This window comes from Paludibacter sp. 221, from assembly GCF_010501035.1.
In the GTDB taxonomy this organism is placed as follows: domain Bacteria; phylum Bacteroidota; class Bacteroidia; order Bacteroidales; family Paludibacteraceae; genus QVMH01.
The window spans coordinates 36243-51425 of record NZ_QVMH01000013.1 but is presented as its reverse complement, the minus strand read 5'-3'; the positions used below and the strand labels follow the sequence as shown (position 1 = coordinate 51425).

The following is a 15183-nucleotide window of genomic DNA, read 5'->3' as shown; positions in this document are numbered from 1 at the left end:
GGCAAAGCAAGGTTTAAAAATGTGCTGATTATTTGATTCGTTGAAAATAATTTCTATCTCGTAGCTGTTAACAATTAACTGATGGTTAACGTTATAAAACGAGATTAATCGGTGTGCAATTATTTTTTTTAAATAATACATACTATTGTTAAAAATATTTTTATATTTGTGGTGTTGTTATTTCAAGGTGGAATATACGCATACACATTGAATAAAAATGTTTTTAACTATGAAAGTGTACGATAAACTAAAAAGAGAAGATGGGAAATCTGTGTTTCTGTATAAAGAAGGCGCATTTTGGGTAGCTTATGAGCAAAGCGCGTTTGCCTTATCGAATCACAAAAGACTAAAAGCAACTAAGAAACATATAAAAGCAGTGGGCGGCGAAGTGATTTCAGTAGGCTTCCCACCATCAGTGTTAGATTTTTTTCAAGACCACTTAGGATTTCCTGTCGCGTTGGATGAAAGTTGCATACAATTTCATCTGACAGCCCCTGTCGACAGCAATTTGTTTGAGAGCTGGAAAAACGATACTCCTTTGTCCGTACCTCAGGCCACTACTAAAAATACCCCGAAACAAGAACTGAAAGAACCTGAGAGGGTTGCTGATGCCGAGAGCGGGTACTCTATCCTCAACCACATACGTACCTATCCGCTGGGCGAGCGAAGCCCAATCGAGACAATGCTTTTTGTGAAAGAACTGAAAGAGCGGGTAGAGTTATTGCTGGGTTGAAAAAAATGTTTTGATTATTTTTATAAATTTCACTAAGCCTGTTGTTGTTAGTATAATTTAATGAAACGAAAAGGTTAATGAAAATAAAGCGTTGCCTTGCCGTTGTGTTATAAAAATAATAAAACCCTTCCTTCCGCCCCTCTCAAGCAAAATAAAAACAGATAATCAGTATTATGGCTACTTACGAAAATTTACCCGTATATAAAGTTAGTTACGACCTGTTGCTGCTCCTTTTCAAATCGAGTAAGCATATGCAACGCGACTACCGCTATACTCTTGGCGAATCAATGAAAAAAGAATTGATGACTTTGTTGCAGAATATCTACCGAGCCAACTGTGCCACCCACAAAAAAGAGTTGCTTGCCACAGCCCGCGAAAATGTAGAAGTGATACGCTTGCAGTTTCGATTGTGCAACGACCTGAACCAGTTTCCACTACGCGATTTTGTACGTGCCAATGAATATATCGAAAGCCTGAGTAAGCAGCTTACAGCTTGGGAGCGCAGTGTAAAGCAATAAAAACGAGGATGGCGACGTACATGAAACGCATAAAGGTTTACCATACAAAACGAGAGTCCCCTTGGGTTGCCTTGTGCGGCTTAACGGGAGAGTGTTTGTTAAATTCAGCAGGCTGCCTGTTGCTTGTTTTTTATTATAGCAATGGGTTACGACATAAATGTTTGCTTTTTTTGCCCGCCGCCGGCTCTCGCAATCACGGTAATGGCGAGCTCTACAACGTAGGTTCCGGCGGACGATACTGGAGTGGTAGTATTAGCAGTGTGTACTCGTTCAACCTGAACTTCAATGGTAGTAATGTGTACCCCGCGAACGTTGAGCTACGTTCGTACGGCTTCAGTGTACGGTGTATCTCAGCACTTAACGGTAAACCTGTCTGTTTGTTCCTGTGTTTTGCCTCTATTGGCAGATATGGGAACAAATTTATTTGCTTATACACTGAGGTTTCAAATGCCTGCGCAAAGCAGCTTGTGAGCCAACACCGTCGGCGTATCGGGAGTGTAAATGTTACAACAAACATTAATCATAAAGTTTACCATACAAAACGGGAGTCCCTTTGGGTTGTTTCAAATGATTTAATGGGAGAGAGTTTGTTAAATTCAGCAAGCTGCCTGTTGCCCGCCTTCGGGCATTGGCAACGGGTTACGACATAAATGCTTGCTTATTTTTGCCCGCCGCCGGCAACCGCGAGCGCTCTAATGGCGAGCTCTACAACGTAGGTTCCGGCGGACGATACTGGAGTGGTAGCCTTAGCAGTGTGTACTCGCTCTACCTGAACTTTGATGGTAGTAACGTGTACCCTGCGAACATAACGAACCGTTCGAACGGCTTAAGTGTACGGTGTATCTCAGCACTTAACGGTGAACTTTATTTATTTGTTCTTGTGCTTCGGAGAGAGTTTCATGGCACAGGAACAAATTTATTTATCCGGAACATGAACTTTGATACATGAAAAATACTAATCATAAGGTTTACTATACAAAACGGGAGTCTCATTGGGTCGTTTCAAATGATTTAATGGGAGGGTGTTTGTTAAATTCAGCAAACTACCTGTTGCCTCCTTCGGGTACCGGCATCGGGTTACGACATAAATGTTTGCTTCTTTTGCCCGCCGCCGGCAACCGCAACAACTATAATGGCGAGCTCTACAACGTAGGTACTGCAGGCCTTTACTGGAGTGGTAGCCTTAGCAGTGTGTACTCGCTCTACCTGTACTTTGATGGTAGTAACGTGTACCCTGCGAACATTAGCTACCGTGCGAACGGCCGCAGTGTACGGTGTATCTCAGCACTTAACGGTAAACTTTCTTATTTACTCTTGTGCTATATGATACTTTATAGCATAGGAGTAAATTTATTTATCCGGTACACGTACTTTGTACTCAAAAGCATTAATCATAAAGTTCATTATACAAAACGGGAGTCCCCTTGGGTTGCCTTGTGTAGCTTAATGGGAGAGTGTTTGTTAAATTCAGCAGGCTGCCTGTTGCCTCCTTCGGGCATTGGTAACGGGTTACGACATAAATGTTTGCTTCTTTTGCCCGCCGCCGGCTATCGCGACCGTGGTAATGGCGAGCTCTACCAGGTAGGTTCTTACGGCCGTTACTGGAGTGGTAGCCTTAGCAGTGTGTATTCGCTCGACTTGGCCTTCAATGGTAGTAATAACGTGTACCCTGCGAACATTGACAACCGTGGGAACGGCTTCAGTGTACGGTGTATCTCAGCACTTAACGGTAAACTTTCTTATTTACTCTTGTGCTATATGATACTTTATAGCATAGGAGTAAATTTATTTATCCGGTACACGTACTTTGTACTCAAAAGCATTAATCATAAAGTTCATTATACAAAACGGGAGTCCCCTTGGGTTGCCTTGTGTAGCTTAACGGGAGAGTGTTTGTTAAATTCAGCAAACTGCCTGTTGCCCCCTTCGGGTATCGGCATCGGGTTACGTCATAAATGTTTGCTCTTTTTGCCCGCCGCCGGCTATCGCGCCAACAGTAATGGCGAGCTCTACAGCGTAGGTTCTAACGGCAACTACTGGAGTGGTAGCGTTTACAGTTATACCTCGTTCAACCTGAACATCAATGGTAGTAACGTGTACCCTGCGAACATTAACAACCGTTCGAACGGCTTCAGTGTACGGTGTATCTCAGTACTTAACGATGAACTTTATTGTTTGCTCCTGTGCTATATAATGTATCATAGCACAGGAGTAATTTTATTCAGGATTACAGGCTTTATATATACTAATACTAATCATAAGATTTATTATACAAAACGAGAGTCTCATTGGGTTGCCTTGTGCAGCTTAATGGGAGAGTGTTTGTTAAATTCAGCAAGCTGCCTGTTGCCTCCTTCGGGTATCAGCATCGGGTTACGACATAAATGTTTGCTTTTTTTGCCCGCCGCCGGCCTTCGCAACAACAGTAATGGCGAGCTCTACTACGTAGGTTCTAACGGCTATTACTGGAGTGGTAGCCTTAGCAGTGATTACTCGCTCAGCCTGAACATCAATGGTAGTAACGTGTACCCTGCGACCATCAACAACCGTGCGAACGGCTTCAGTGTACGGTGTATCTCAGCACTTAACGATAAATCTTATACTCTGTTCCTGTGCCGTGTGTTGTATCATAGCACAGGAACGGTTAGTCTGTTTGTTTTATACAATAGTATATATATAATGGTGATATAGGTGGTGGTTATAGTAAAAATGTAGTGGGAGTTTAATTTATTGAAATATCTTTCCGGTATTAAGCAACCAAAACGGGAATAGATTATCGTATGGGTTTTATTTTACTTATAACTGTATCTTTTTAAAAAAATATCGTGTATTTAAATTATAAGGTTTATCAGACAAAACGAGAGTCTCATTGGGTTGTTTCAGATGATTTAATGGGAGAGAGTTTGTTAAATTCAGCAAGCTGCCTGTTGCCTCCTTCGGGTACCGGCATCGGGTTACGACATAAATGTTTGCTCTTTTTGCCCGCCGCCGGCTATCGCAACAACAGTAATGGCGAGCTCTACAACGTAGGTGCTAACGGCAACTATTGGAGTGGTAGCCTTAGCAGCGTGTACTCGCTCAACTTGGCCTTCAATGGTAGTGACGTGTACCCTGCGAACATTAACGGCCGTGCGAACGGCTTCAGTGTACGGTGTATCTCAGCACTTAACGATAAATCTTATACTCTGTTCCTGTGCCGTGTGTTGTATCATAGCACAGGAACAATTAGTATGTTTGTTTTATACAATAGTATGTATGTAATGGTGATATGGGCACTTGTGCTTATGGTAAGAATAGGGCGGGAGTTTAGAACCTGTTTGAATTTTTCACAAAGAAATTATTGTGGATTTTAAAAATTGAATGTGTTTTATTTTTTTTTTGTAAAACTATATCTTTTAATAAAAATATCGTGTATTTAAATTATAAGGTTTATCAGACAAAACGGGAGTCTCATTGGGTTGTTTCAAATGATTTAATGGGAGAGAGTTTGTTAAATTCAGCAAGCTGCCTGTTGCCNTTTTTGCCCGCCGCCGGCCTTCGCAGCAACAGTAATGGCGAGCTCTACAACGTAGGTGCTAACGGCAACTATTGGAGTGGTAGCCTTAGCAGTGTGTACTCGTACAACTTGGCCTTCAATGGTAGTGACGTGTACCCTGCGAACAATAACGGCCGTGCGAACGGCTTCAGTGTACGGTGTATCTCAGCACTTAACGGTAAACCTTGTTATTTATTCCTGTGTTCCGTATATACCTGCGGGCACAGGGATAAATTTGTTTTCAGTAAAAATTAAGAAAGTGTATTTATGGAAAATGAAAATAACTTGATGCTGGATTTGTTTCAGGCCTACTATGATGCCCGCAAGAATAAACGAAACACAATAAACCAGTTGCAGTTCGAAATTAATTATGAATCGAATCTGTTTGCCCTGCACGACCAGATTGTAAACCGGAATTATGAGATAGCACCCAGTATTTGTTTTATGGTAGATAAGCCCGTAAAGCGTGAGATATTTGCCGCCGATTTCAGAGACAGGGTGATACATCACCTGATATATAATTATTTGAGTCCTTTTTTCGAAGAAGTATTCATTGCCGATAGTTACAGTTGTCGCAAAGAGAAAGGAACCCATTATGGTATCAGGCGATTGCAGCACTTTATAAAAGAGTGTAGCCACGATTACACACGCGATTGCTATATCATGAAACTGGATATTCAGGGGTATTTTATGAATATCAACCGCGGTATCATGTCATCAATATTAGAGAAGTTTATACTACAGCTTGACGGGAATAAAATAAATTTCGACAGGGATATGGTTTTGTATCTGGTGGCTTGTGTGTTGGACGATAACCCGATACACAGGTGTAAAATACGGGGGAGTAAAAAGGACTGGGTAGGGCTACCGGCGTCGAAAAGCCTTTTTTCTACGCCCGAAGATTGTGGCTTGCCTATCGGTAATCTTACCTCACAGCTATTCAGCAATGTGTATTTGCACGAGCTGGATATTTATGTGAAAAAAGTATTGGGCGTGGAATACTATGGAAGATATGTTGACGATTTTGTTATGATACATCCCGACCCTGAGTATCTGAAAAATGTGAAAAAGATATTGGATGATTTTTTGTGGGAAAATCTAAAACTGAAAATCCATCCTAATAAGATTTACCTGCAACATTTCTCGAAAGGAGTGAAGTTTCTTGGTGCGGTGGTGAAGCCACACCGTGTGTATATAACCAACCGTACGAAAGCCAATTTTATACAGTGTATCAACAAATGGGATAAGTTTCTGCAAAACGAAGTGCCTGCAAAAAAAGATTTGGAAAATATGCAGACTGCAATAAACTCATATTTAGGCCTTATGTGCCACTACCGTACTTATAATATAAGAAAAAAAGTAATGCTTAACGAGAAAAGACCTTTACAGATATATAAATATGGCTATCTGCAAATAAAACCTTACGGAAAGATGAAATACTGTTTGTTCCCGCAAAAAAAGAAACTCAAAAAAATAGAATTAGCTGATTAAAAATCTTTATACGCCACTCTTGTTTTGTATAAATAAAATTGCTATATTTGCACGCTCATTTTCGAATAAGGTACAACTAAGAAGCAATGCCCGCAAAGGCAACTCACCTTACCGATATAACTTAGAAATTGTATAAATATAATGTACGCAATTGTAGAGATTTTAGGACAACAGTTTAAGGTAGAAGCCGGAAAAAAACTGTATATCCACCGCATGGCAGAAGCCGACAGAGGTTCTCAGGTAGAATTTGAAAAAGTATTATTGGTTGACAACGACGGAAAAGTAACCGTAGGCGCTCCTGTAGTAGAAGGTGCAAAAGTGGTTTGCGAAGTAGTATCACACGTGAGAGGTGAGAAAGTTCTTGTGTTTCACAAGAAACGCCGTAAAGGTTATCGCAAAATGAACGGTCACCGTCAGGATTTAACCGAATTGTTAATAAAAGAAATAGTAGCTTAACCGATAAAAATTAAAAGAAAATGGCACATAAGAAAGGTGTAGGTAGTTCGAAGAACGGTCGTGAATCGGAAAGTAAGCGACTTGGAGTAAAAATATATGGTGGTCAGTTTGCAAAAGCTGGTAACATTGTAGTTCGTCAGCGTGGTACAGTTCATCATCCGGGACAAAACATCGGAATTGGTAAAGACCATACTTTGTTTGCATTGATTGACGGAACTGTAGAATTCAGAAAAAGAAAAGACAATAAGTCTTACGTTTCTATTAAACCTATCGAAGCTAACTAAGAAACAGAGCTTCGTAATATAAAATACGAAATCTCCTGTTATTTTACTAATATGTAAAATTGCGGGAGATTTTTTTATTCAGGTTTTCTATGTCCGATTAAAAGTGGTAAATTTGCCCATTCTGAAAAAAATAACCGACTGATAGGGTTAATATCGTATTTTGGTTTTTAGTTTTCAGAAAATAAGACTTGTACTTCGTAGCTAATAACTTGTAACTACTTAATATGCTTACATTAAAATACATTACAGAAAATACAGAAGATGTTATCAGGCGTTTGTCTAAAAAACATTTTGACGGAACGGCTATTGTAGCTCAGGTGTTGGAGTTGGATGCTTTGCGAAAAAGCACACAAAACCAGTTGGATAATATATCGGCCGAGATGAATGCTATTTCTAAAGAAATAGGCAAACTGTTTCAACAAGGGAAACAGGAAGAAGCTAATGAGGCAAAAGCGAAAACATCCGAATTGAAAGATTCGATAAAATTGTTGGGCGACCAACTGAATGATGTTGAGCAGAAACTTCAGGAACTTTTGGTGCAAATTCCGAATCTTCCTCACGAGAGTGTTCCCGAAGGGAAGCATGCCGAAGATAACCTTATTGAAAAAGAAGGTGGTAAAGTTCCGCAACTATCATCTGATGCTTTGCCTCATTGGGAACTGGCAAAGAAGTACGATTTAATTGATTTTGAGCTTGGGGTTAAGATAACAGGAGCCGGATTTCCTGTATATAAAGGTAAAGGCGCACGCTTGCAAAGGGCATTAATCAGTTTCTTCCTGGATAGCGCACGTGATGCAGGTTATCTTGAAATTCAACCTCCTTATTTGGTGAACTCGGCTTCGGGTTACGGTACAGGACAGCTACCGGATAAGGAAGGACAAATGTATCATTGTACCGAGGATGACTTGTATCTGATTCCGACAGCCGAAGTGCCTGTAACGAATATCTATCGTGATGTAATTCTGAATGAAAAAGACTTGCCAATAAAAAATACGGCTTATTCGGCTTGTTTTCGTCGTGAGGCAGGGTCGTATGGTAAGGATGTACGTGGATTGAATCGCCTTCATCAGTTTGATAAAGTGGAGATTGTAAGGATAGACAAGCCGGAACATTCATATGAGTCGCTGAAAGAAATGGTAGATTATGTTCAGACTTTGGTTGAAAAACTGGAGCTTCCGTGGCGTATTCTTCGTTTGTGTGGTGGCGATATGAGCTTCACTTCGGCGCTTACTTTCGATTTTGAAGTTTACTCGGCAGCACAGCAACGCTGGCTCGAAGTAAGTTCGGTATCAAATTTTGAAAGCTATCAGGCAAACCGTCTCAAATGCCGTTATAAAGATGGAGATAAAAAGACACAACTTTGCCATACCTTGAATGGAAGCGCGCTGGCCTTGCCTCGTATTTTGGCTGCCTTGCTTGAGAATAATCAAACAGCGGAGGGAATCCGTATTCCTAAAGCTTTGGTACCTTATACCGGTTTCGAAATTATAGATTAAGATTTAAACATACCGTGATATATAAAAACATCCCCAAGTCAACTCTGATTTGGGGATGTTTTTATTTGCTCTTATTTATATGTGTTTTATTGTCGTTTCAGTACAAAGGCTGTACGTGCAGGTATATAAAGCCTTAGCCATTCTTTTTCAACCAGGGTTTTTGGTTCGGGTTGGGTGAAATGAATAGTGTCTTCGTCAATCAGGCCAAAACCGTCGAAAACAGGATTGTCTGTATTCAGAACAATTTTATATGCTCCGGGGTCGGCAAGTATGCCGTAATCGGAGTAGGAGTTTACACCACTAAAATTGAATACAAATACAAGGTCGCCGCGTTGGTAAGCCAATACCTGGTCTCCTTCTTTATCCCAGAGCTGCTGAATAGGTACGAGGTTGAAATGGCTGACCGAGTTGATGAGTTTCATCATAGAATGGTCAAACTTGTTAAGTCCATAATAAAGGTAATTCGGGTTGTCAGCCAATTCCCATTGGCGACGTGCATATTTGTGCGACCATCCATTACCTTCGCGTGGAAAATCAATCCATTCGGGGTGCCCAAATTCATTTCCCATAAAGTTGAGATACCCACCATTCATTGTGGTAGATGTGATTAGGCGTATCATCTTATGCAGCGCAACTCCTCTGTCTACCAGCAAGGTATTATCTCCTTTTTGCATATGCCAATACATATCGGCATCGATAAGGCGGAAGATAATAGTTTTGTCGCCCACTAAAGCCTGGTCATGACTTTCGGCATAGCTGATAGTTTTTTCTTCGGCTCTCCGGTTGGTCAGCTCCCAATATATATGTCCTACTTTCCAGTTCTCGTCCTTAGTTTCTTTTATATATTTTATCCAGAAATCAGGTATTCCCATAGCCAGGCGGTAATCGAATCCTATTCCGCCGTCTTCTATTTTATTGGCTAAACCGGGCATTCCGCTCATTTCTTCGGCTACGGTAATTGCATTGGGATTTACCTGATGAATCATCTTGTTGGCAAGGGTAAGGTAGCAAATAGCATCCCCATCCTGATTCATGTTGTAATACGACTCGTAACCGGTGAAATCTTCTCCTAATCCGTGGCTCCGGTAAAGCATGGAAGTAACGCCATCGAAACGGAATCCATCAAATTTATATTCTTCGAGCCAGAACTTGCAGTTGGATAACAGGAAGTGGATTACTGCCGGCTTTGCATAGTCAAATAGCAGTGAGTCCCAAGCCGGATGCTCGCGCCTGTCGCCTCCATGAAAGTACTGGTAAGGTGTACCATCAAACCGTCCCAGTCCTTCTGTTTCGTTTTTTACAGCATGGGAGTGGACTAAGTCCATAATGACGGAAATTCCCATATCATGAGCTTCATCAATGAGACGCTTCAAATCTTCAGGCGTTCCGAAACGTGAGGATGCTGCAAAGAAACTGGACACGTGATATCCGAAAGAGCCGTAATACGGATGCTCTTGTATTGCCATTAACTGGATGCAATTATATCCGCCTTCGGCAATGCGTGGTAGTACATTTTTTCGAAATTCTTCGTATGATGCTACTTTTTCCTCGTTACTGGACATTCCGATATGACATTCGTAAATCAGCAGGGGGTCTTTGGATGGAGTGAATTTTGGATGTTTGAAAGTGTAAGGCTTAATAGGGTCCCAAACCTGTGCGCTGAAGATTTTTGTGTTCTCATCCTGTACTACGCGGGTTGCCCATGCGGGGATGCGTTCGCCTGCTCCTCCCTGCCATTCTACGTACAGTTTAAAATACTGCCCATGAGCCATGGCATAATGGGGCAAACGAATTTCCCAAACACCTTCAGTAAGTTTCTTTAGTGCGTAGTCTTGTTGTTGTTTCCATCCATTGAAATCGCCAATCAGATATATAGCCGTAGCATTAGGAGCCCATTCTCTGAATACCCATCCTTCAGATGTTTTATGCAAGCCAAAATACATATATCCTGTGGCAAAGTCGGATAAATTTTGCCGTCCTCCCGTTAACTTATCTTCCATATACTTATAATATTCGTATCTTCCATAAATGGCATCGGCATATGGTTTTAAATAAGGGTCGTTTTGTACTATTGGGAGAATTTCCATAAAACTTTATTTAGTTGATTTCTCTAAATTAATAATTCAGATATAAATTGAGTTTAAGAAACTGTTTAAATTTACCATAAACAATATAATTATCTTTCAATTCCCTTTTTCGCAATAAATTATTCCCTTTTTTGTAAAATTCCGTCTTCTATTTTGTTCATTTAGCCCGCTAAAATCACAAAACGAATCCGAAATTTTTCTAAAAAATCATCATAATTTATTTTGCGAGCTAAATTTAAACAATTTCTTAATCATTCGGAAAGGTTTTCTAAATTTCCTATCAGTATTTCACTTTTACGATGATTTTGCGGTAAGTGCCTTCTGAAATACCCGGTTGATGCCCGTCCTGAGGGAAAAATATCGCAAATTCATAGGGTTGCACAAGGATAAAATTTGATGCTTTGTCGGCAAAGAATGTTATATCTTTTTCAGCATTGTATGGGCTTGTTTCGTTTTTAAGTTTGCTCGCGGCAATCCATCCCATTGTTTCGGCTTTGCCTACGGGCACTTGTATGTCTATATACTCGTTATGAGTTTCCATTTTTGCCTCATCGGCAGTTTTGCCTGTAATATCAACTACATTCACAAATAAATCACTTCCTTGCAATTCTATTTTTCCTGCAGGCAATTTTGAAAGGTCTTCGTTTCGTAAAAAATCAAAAGCTTTTTTCAACAGCGGATGTACTGATTCGTACAATGCAGCATTTTCTAATGTATCTAAAATCATATCTTTTTATTTTTTTATGTGTCTTAATTAAGTTTTCTAAGTATCATCTGTCTTATTTTCGATTATCAGATAATATCAGTTAACCTGTCTTGATTCCTGCTTCTTAGCTCTAAAATCTTTCTTGTAACTATTAAATTACTTCGTCTACCGTATAGTTTAAGAAGTGGTTGAACGGATAACCCGCCTTAAAAATATCCACTATTTGAGGAACCGGATTTTCTGCTTTCAGTATTTTATCACCCAAATAATAATCTACAAGATAGTGTTTTAATTTTAATAATTCAGCTTGTGGAAAATCTTTTGGAAATTCGCGGGGTACTGTTTTCAATTTATCCGCCTGGTAAAAGTTTTTGAAGTATTTGGAAAACTTAACATCTGAGCGGATTTCGTCCAGTTCCTCTATATTGTCGTATATGCTTTGGCGCAATGCTTTCAGTAAATTGGGTTGCGGAGCCCAGATGCCAACAGATATAAATGGGCTGTCGGGGTCTAAATGCAGGTAATAACCACCGCGAATGCTTTTTCTTCCACCGGCAGCAATGTATGTTCCCATATATGTTTTGTAGGGTGTTTTGTCGTGCGAGAAACGTATATCGCGGTAAATTCGGAATATACATTCTTTAGGCGTTACGTTTTTAATTTCATCATCGAATTTTGATATTTCTTCGATTAATGATGCTGTAAGTTCTTCGAATTGCAAACGGACGGTATTGTACCATTCTTTGTTTTCCTGAAACCACTCACGATTATTGTTTTCTTTGAGTTGGCTTACAAATTGCAGTATATCTTGGAGTAATGGCATACATTTAATTTTACAGATATAGTAAAAAAACGGATGCAAAATCAAACTTGTTTGTATGGCTTATAGAAAATGCATCCTATATTATGCAAATATAATCATATTTGGAACAAAAAATATGTTATTCAACAGTTTTTTTGTTATTTATCTGAAAACACAAAGGTATTGGGGTTCAGGCCGATTTGTTCAATGGTGTACCGTAGCTTTCCTTCTTTGCTGAAACAAAACACATCGCCATCTTCCATATAATTTCGGGCATCGCTCAAAAATACATCTCCTGTAAAAGGATGTACATATATGCCAAAAGGCTTTTTTAATGTAGTACCGTCGCTAATAAACTGCTCGGATACGACTTTTTCCGAACCACAGTCGAATGTTTTTATCCAGTAGGTTTCGTGTTCGTAATCAAAATTGTACATATAGGCAGTATCATTGTGTATAGTCAAATTTACGGCAGACAAATCAGGGAAAGATTCGGCTAACTCATCTGTATTGCTGTTTATACGATGCAGGATAGCTTTTATATTGGCATTATTCCCTCTCGACACTACGTATACATCTCCTTCACTATCGGCTACAATATGATGCGGATTGATTCCTACTTCAATTTTTTTGATGTGTTGGAAACTTTCAATGTCAATAACAGATACGGTGTTATCATAATATAGTCCGTTTCCTGCCGTAGCATCCAATCCTCCCGAATTTGATACGTATAGTTTATTGTTTGCTACTGTTATTCCATCAGGGTTGCGTCCACAAAGAACAGTAGCTTCTACTTCAAACGTTTTGGTGTCGATTCGTGAAACCGTTCCGTCGAAAGAGCAAACGTATGCTTTGTCTTGGTGGAAAACGATATTACGGGGTTGGCGGGCGGTTTTAGTGCCGTTTTCTTCGCCGAACATTGGTATTTGCCGGATAGATTTTCCGGTAGATGCGTCTATCACTTCTATTTGCGAAGATATATTCACCACTATCCATAGTTGATTATTGAACAGTTTCATATCGTTAGCGGTATCTCCCAAATCGCGATTATTCTTTCCCACTTCTTTGAAAAAATCAGGATAGAGCGTATGTACATCGTAATCAATACAAGCCAGTTTGCTATTATTGTAATTAAACAGCCCCTCGCAAAGTACAAACATTCGCCCCCAGTCGTTGCCGGTATCCGGTAGTTCGGCGGGGTTGTCTGTATCGTGCATATCATTACAGGCAACGAACAGAAAGGGAGAGAAGAGCATAAATAAGCAGATATATAAATTTGCTAAGGTATAGTTATAGAATAATTTGATTTTCATAATAACCCTCTCAAGATTATATTGTGAAGTAATACATTGTTCTTGCAGATTTCAAATCCGCTATTAATATATCATCGGATTATAAATCGGATGAGACAAAATATAAGACTTGTAGCTTGTAGCTAATTACTTGTAGCTACTATATTACCCCGCCCAGCCTTCTCTATCGAGGTTACGGTAGTTTATGGCTTCGGCAACGTGTTCGGAATGTATTTTTTCCGACTCATCCAAATCGGCAATCGTACGCGAAACTTTAAGAATACGGTCGTAAGCACGGGCAGACAGGTTTAAACGTTGCATGGCGTTCTTCAACAACTCCGAACTGGCTTTATCCGGATTTGCATATTCCCGTTGTAGTTTTGACGACATTTGAGCGTTACAATGCACGCCTTCGATTTCGCTGAAACGGTTTTCCTGTATCTTCCGTGCTTTCATTACACGCTGGCGAACTACCTCGCTGCTTTCCGATTGTCGCATTTCCGACAGTTTTTCGAACGGCACAGGGGTGATTTCGATATGAATATCTATCCTGTCCAATAATGGGCCCGAAATACGGTTCAGGTATTTTTGAACTACTCCGGGCGAGCATACACAATTTTTATCAGGATGATTATAGTAGCCACACGGGCAAGGATTCATAGACGCTACAAGCATAAAGCTAGCCGGATAATCAATGGCAAATTTAGCGCGCGATACACTTATTTTTCGGTCTTCTAAAGGTTGGCGCATTACTTCGAGCACTGTCCGTTTAAATTCGGGCAGTTCGTCGAGGAATAAAACACCGTTGTGTGCAAGCGATATTTCACCCGGTTGGGGGAATGTGCCTCCACCAACCAATGCTACATCCGAAATAGTATGATGGGGACTGCGGAAAGGGCGTTGCGAAATGAGCGAGGTATTATTATCTACTTTTCCGGCAACGGAGTGTATTTTGGTTGTTTCCAATGCCTCGTGTAGAGTAAGTGGGGGTAGGATAGTAGGAATACGTTTTGCCAGCATTGACTTCCCTGCTCCCGGAGGGCCTATCATAATAATATTATGTCCGCCTGCGGCAGCTACTTCAAGCGCACGTTTTACATTTTCCTGTCCTTTTACATCGGCAAAGTCAAAGTCGGTCAGGCTTTGGCTTGCAAAAAACTCATCCCGGGTATTTACTATAGTAGGCTCAAGCTCTCTCGTTCCATCGAAAAATTCCAGAACTTCAGTTATATTCTCAGCTCCTATCACATCCAGATTGTTGACAACGGCGGCTTCACGGGCATTTTGCTTAGGTAGTATGAAGCCTTTGAAACCCTCCTCCCGTGCTTTTATCGCGATGGGGAGTACGCCTTTTATGGGGCGAAGCCCACCATCAAGCGACAATTCGCCCATAATGAGGTATTGCTCCAATTTGTCTGCATTGATTTTTTCGTCGGCAGCCATAATGCCTACGGCAATGGGAAGGTCGTAAGCAGAGCCTTCTTTCTTTATGTCGGCCGGAGCCATGTTTATTACAATCTGTTTACGGGGGAGTTTATATCCGGTATAGTCCAGTGCCGATGCTATGCGTTCGTGGCTTTCGCGTACGGCGTTGTCCGGAAGCCCTACGTGCAGAAAACGGATGCCTTGGCTTACGTTTACTTCTATTGTAATGATGGTGGCATCTATCCCCTGAACTGCGGCTCCGAATGTTTTTACTAACATATATTTAAGTAGTTACAAGAAATTAGTTACAAGTTTCATTGAGTGGAATTTAACAACGAAAAATGTAATGTTTGTTTTA

General features: G+C 40.5%; 15 protein-coding genes. 10 read left to right on the top strand and 5 right to left on the bottom strand.

Annotation, left to right across the window (positions count from 1 at the left end):
* Positions 1 to 229: 229 nt before the first annotated feature.
* The 10 genes from D0T49_RS04865 (at position 230) to serS (ending at position 8513) form a co-directional block, all read left to right on the top strand.
* Positions 230 to 733, top strand: a complete 504-nt coding sequence (locus D0T49_RS04865) for a hypothetical protein (protein ID WP_163629468.1) — start codon at positions 230 to 232, stop codon at positions 731 to 733.
* 173 nt (positions 734 to 906) lie between these two features.
* On the top strand, positions 907 to 1251 hold the full coding sequence (locus D0T49_RS04860) for a four helix bundle protein (protein WP_163629467.1): 345 nt from the start codon (positions 907 to 909) through the stop codon (positions 1249 to 1251).
* 20 nt (positions 1252 to 1271) lie between these two features.
* Positions 1272 to 1901, top strand: coding sequence for a hypothetical protein (locus tag D0T49_RS04855; protein ID WP_163629466.1), 630 nt, complete (start codon positions 1272 to 1274; stop codon positions 1899 to 1901).
* Positions 1880 to 2200, top strand: a complete 321-nt coding sequence (locus D0T49_RS04850; protein ID WP_163629465.1) for a hypothetical protein — start codon at positions 1880 to 1882, stop codon at positions 2198 to 2200. Before D0T49_RS04855 ends, D0T49_RS04850 begins: the two co-directional genes overlap by 22 nt.
* On the top strand, positions 2197 to 3942 hold the full coding sequence (locus D0T49_RS04845) for a hypothetical protein (RefSeq protein WP_163629464.1): 1746 nt from the start codon (positions 2197 to 2199) through the stop codon (positions 3940 to 3942). Before D0T49_RS04850 ends, D0T49_RS04845 begins: the two co-directional genes overlap by 4 nt.
* Positions 3943 to 4076: 134 nt before the next feature.
* On the top strand, positions 4077 to 4604 hold the full coding sequence (locus D0T49_RS04840) for a hypothetical protein (RefSeq protein WP_163629463.1): 528 nt from the start codon (positions 4077 to 4079) through the stop codon (positions 4602 to 4604).
* Between the two features lie 449 nt (positions 4605 to 5053).
* A complete protein-coding gene (locus tag D0T49_RS04830; protein WP_163629461.1) occupies positions 5054 to 6277 on the top strand; it encodes a reverse transcriptase/maturase family protein in 1224 nt (407 codons plus the stop codon).
* A 141-nt stretch (positions 6278 to 6418) separates the two neighbouring features.
* A complete protein-coding gene (gene rplU / locus D0T49_RS04825; protein WP_163629460.1) occupies positions 6419 to 6733 on the top strand; it encodes a 50S ribosomal protein L21 in 315 nt (104 codons plus the stop codon).
* Positions 6734 to 6753: 20 nt separating this feature from the next.
* Positions 6754 to 7017, top strand: a complete 264-nt coding sequence (gene rpmA / locus D0T49_RS04820) for a 50S ribosomal protein L27 (RefSeq protein WP_163629459.1) — start codon at positions 6754 to 6756, stop codon at positions 7015 to 7017.
* Positions 7018 to 7241: 224 nt separating this feature from the next.
* Positions 7242 to 8513, top strand: a complete 1272-nt coding sequence (serS, locus tag D0T49_RS04815) for a serine--tRNA ligase (protein WP_163629458.1) — start codon at positions 7242 to 7244, stop codon at positions 8511 to 8513.
* 86 nt (positions 8514 to 8599) lie between these two features.
* Here serS and D0T49_RS04810 read toward each other — a convergent pair whose 3' ends face one another.
* The 5 genes from D0T49_RS04810 to D0T49_RS04790 all read right to left on the bottom strand — a co-directional run bounded on the left by D0T49_RS04810 (position 8600) and on the right by D0T49_RS04790 (position 15104).
* Positions 8600 to 10600 carry an alpha amylase C-terminal domain-containing protein gene (locus D0T49_RS04810; RefSeq protein ID WP_163629457.1) on the bottom strand — a complete coding sequence of 667 codons (2001 nt, stop codon included), beginning with the start codon at positions 10598 to 10600 and terminating at the stop codon, positions 8600 to 8602.
* Between the two features lie 280 nt (positions 10601 to 10880).
* A complete protein-coding gene (locus tag D0T49_RS04805) occupies positions 10881 to 11327 on the bottom strand; it encodes a YhcH/YjgK/YiaL family protein (protein ID WP_163629456.1) in 447 nt (148 codons plus the stop codon).
* Positions 11328 to 11457: 130 nt separating this feature from the next.
* Complete coding sequence (locus tag D0T49_RS04800; RefSeq protein ID WP_163629455.1) at positions 11458 to 12129, bottom strand: DUF2461 domain-containing protein; 672 nt, start codon at positions 12127 to 12129, stop codon at positions 11458 to 11460.
* A gap of 137 nt (positions 12130 to 12266) precedes the next feature.
* Positions 12267 to 13325, bottom strand: a complete 1059-nt coding sequence (locus tag D0T49_RS04795; protein WP_163629454.1) for a YncE family protein — start codon at positions 13323 to 13325, stop codon at positions 12267 to 12269.
* Positions 13326 to 13565: 240 nt separating this feature from the next.
* Positions 13566 to 15104: a YifB family Mg chelatase-like AAA ATPase gene (locus tag D0T49_RS04790; protein WP_163629453.1), complete on the bottom strand. Its 1539-nt coding sequence runs from the start codon at positions 15102 to 15104 to the stop codon at positions 13566 to 13568.
* Positions 15105 to 15183: the final 79 nt, after the last annotated feature.

Bases quoted from the DNA above. Each gene is read 5' to 3' on its own strand.
- D0T49_RS04865 (WP_163629468.1), top strand. From the start codon at position 230: ATGAAAGTGTACGATAAACTAAAAAGAGAAGATGGGAAATCTGTGTTT.
- D0T49_RS04860 (WP_163629467.1), top strand. From the start codon at position 907: ATGGCTACTTACGAAAATTTACCCGTATATAAAGTTAGTTACGACCTG.
- D0T49_RS04855 (WP_163629466.1), top strand. From the start codon at position 1,272: ATGAAACGCATAAAGGTTTACCATACAAAACGAGAGTCCCCTTGGGTT.
- D0T49_RS04845 (WP_163629464.1), top strand. From the start codon at position 2,197: ATGAAAAATACTAATCATAAGGTTTACTATACAAAACGGGAGTCTCAT.
- D0T49_RS04830 (WP_163629461.1), top strand. From the start codon at position 5,054: ATGGAAAATGAAAATAACTTGATGCTGGATTTGTTTCAGGCCTACTAT.
- rplU (WP_163629460.1), top strand. From the start codon at position 6,419: ATGTACGCAATTGTAGAGATTTTAGGACAACAGTTTAAGGTAGAAGCC.
- rpmA (WP_163629459.1), top strand. From the start codon at position 6,754: ATGGCACATAAGAAAGGTGTAGGTAGTTCGAAGAACGGTCGTGAATCG.
- serS (WP_163629458.1), top strand. From the start codon at position 7,242: ATGCTTACATTAAAATACATTACAGAAAATACAGAAGATGTTATCAGG.
- D0T49_RS04810 (WP_163629457.1), bottom strand. From the start codon at position 10,600: ATGGAAATTCTCCCAATAGTACAAAACGACCCTTATTTAAAACCATAT.
- D0T49_RS04805 (WP_163629456.1), bottom strand. From the start codon at position 11,327: ATGATTTTAGATACATTAGAAAATGCTGCATTGTACGAATCAGTACAT.
- D0T49_RS04800 (WP_163629455.1), bottom strand. From the start codon at position 12,129: ATGCCATTACTCCAAGATATACTGCAATTTGTAAGCCAACTCAAAGAA.
- D0T49_RS04795 (WP_163629454.1), bottom strand. From the start codon at position 13,325: ATGCACGATACAGACAACCCCGCCGAACTACCGGATACCGGCAACGAC.
- D0T49_RS04790 (WP_163629453.1), bottom strand. From the start codon at position 15,104: ATGTTAGTAAAAACATTCGGAGCCGCAGTTCAGGGGATAGATGCCACC.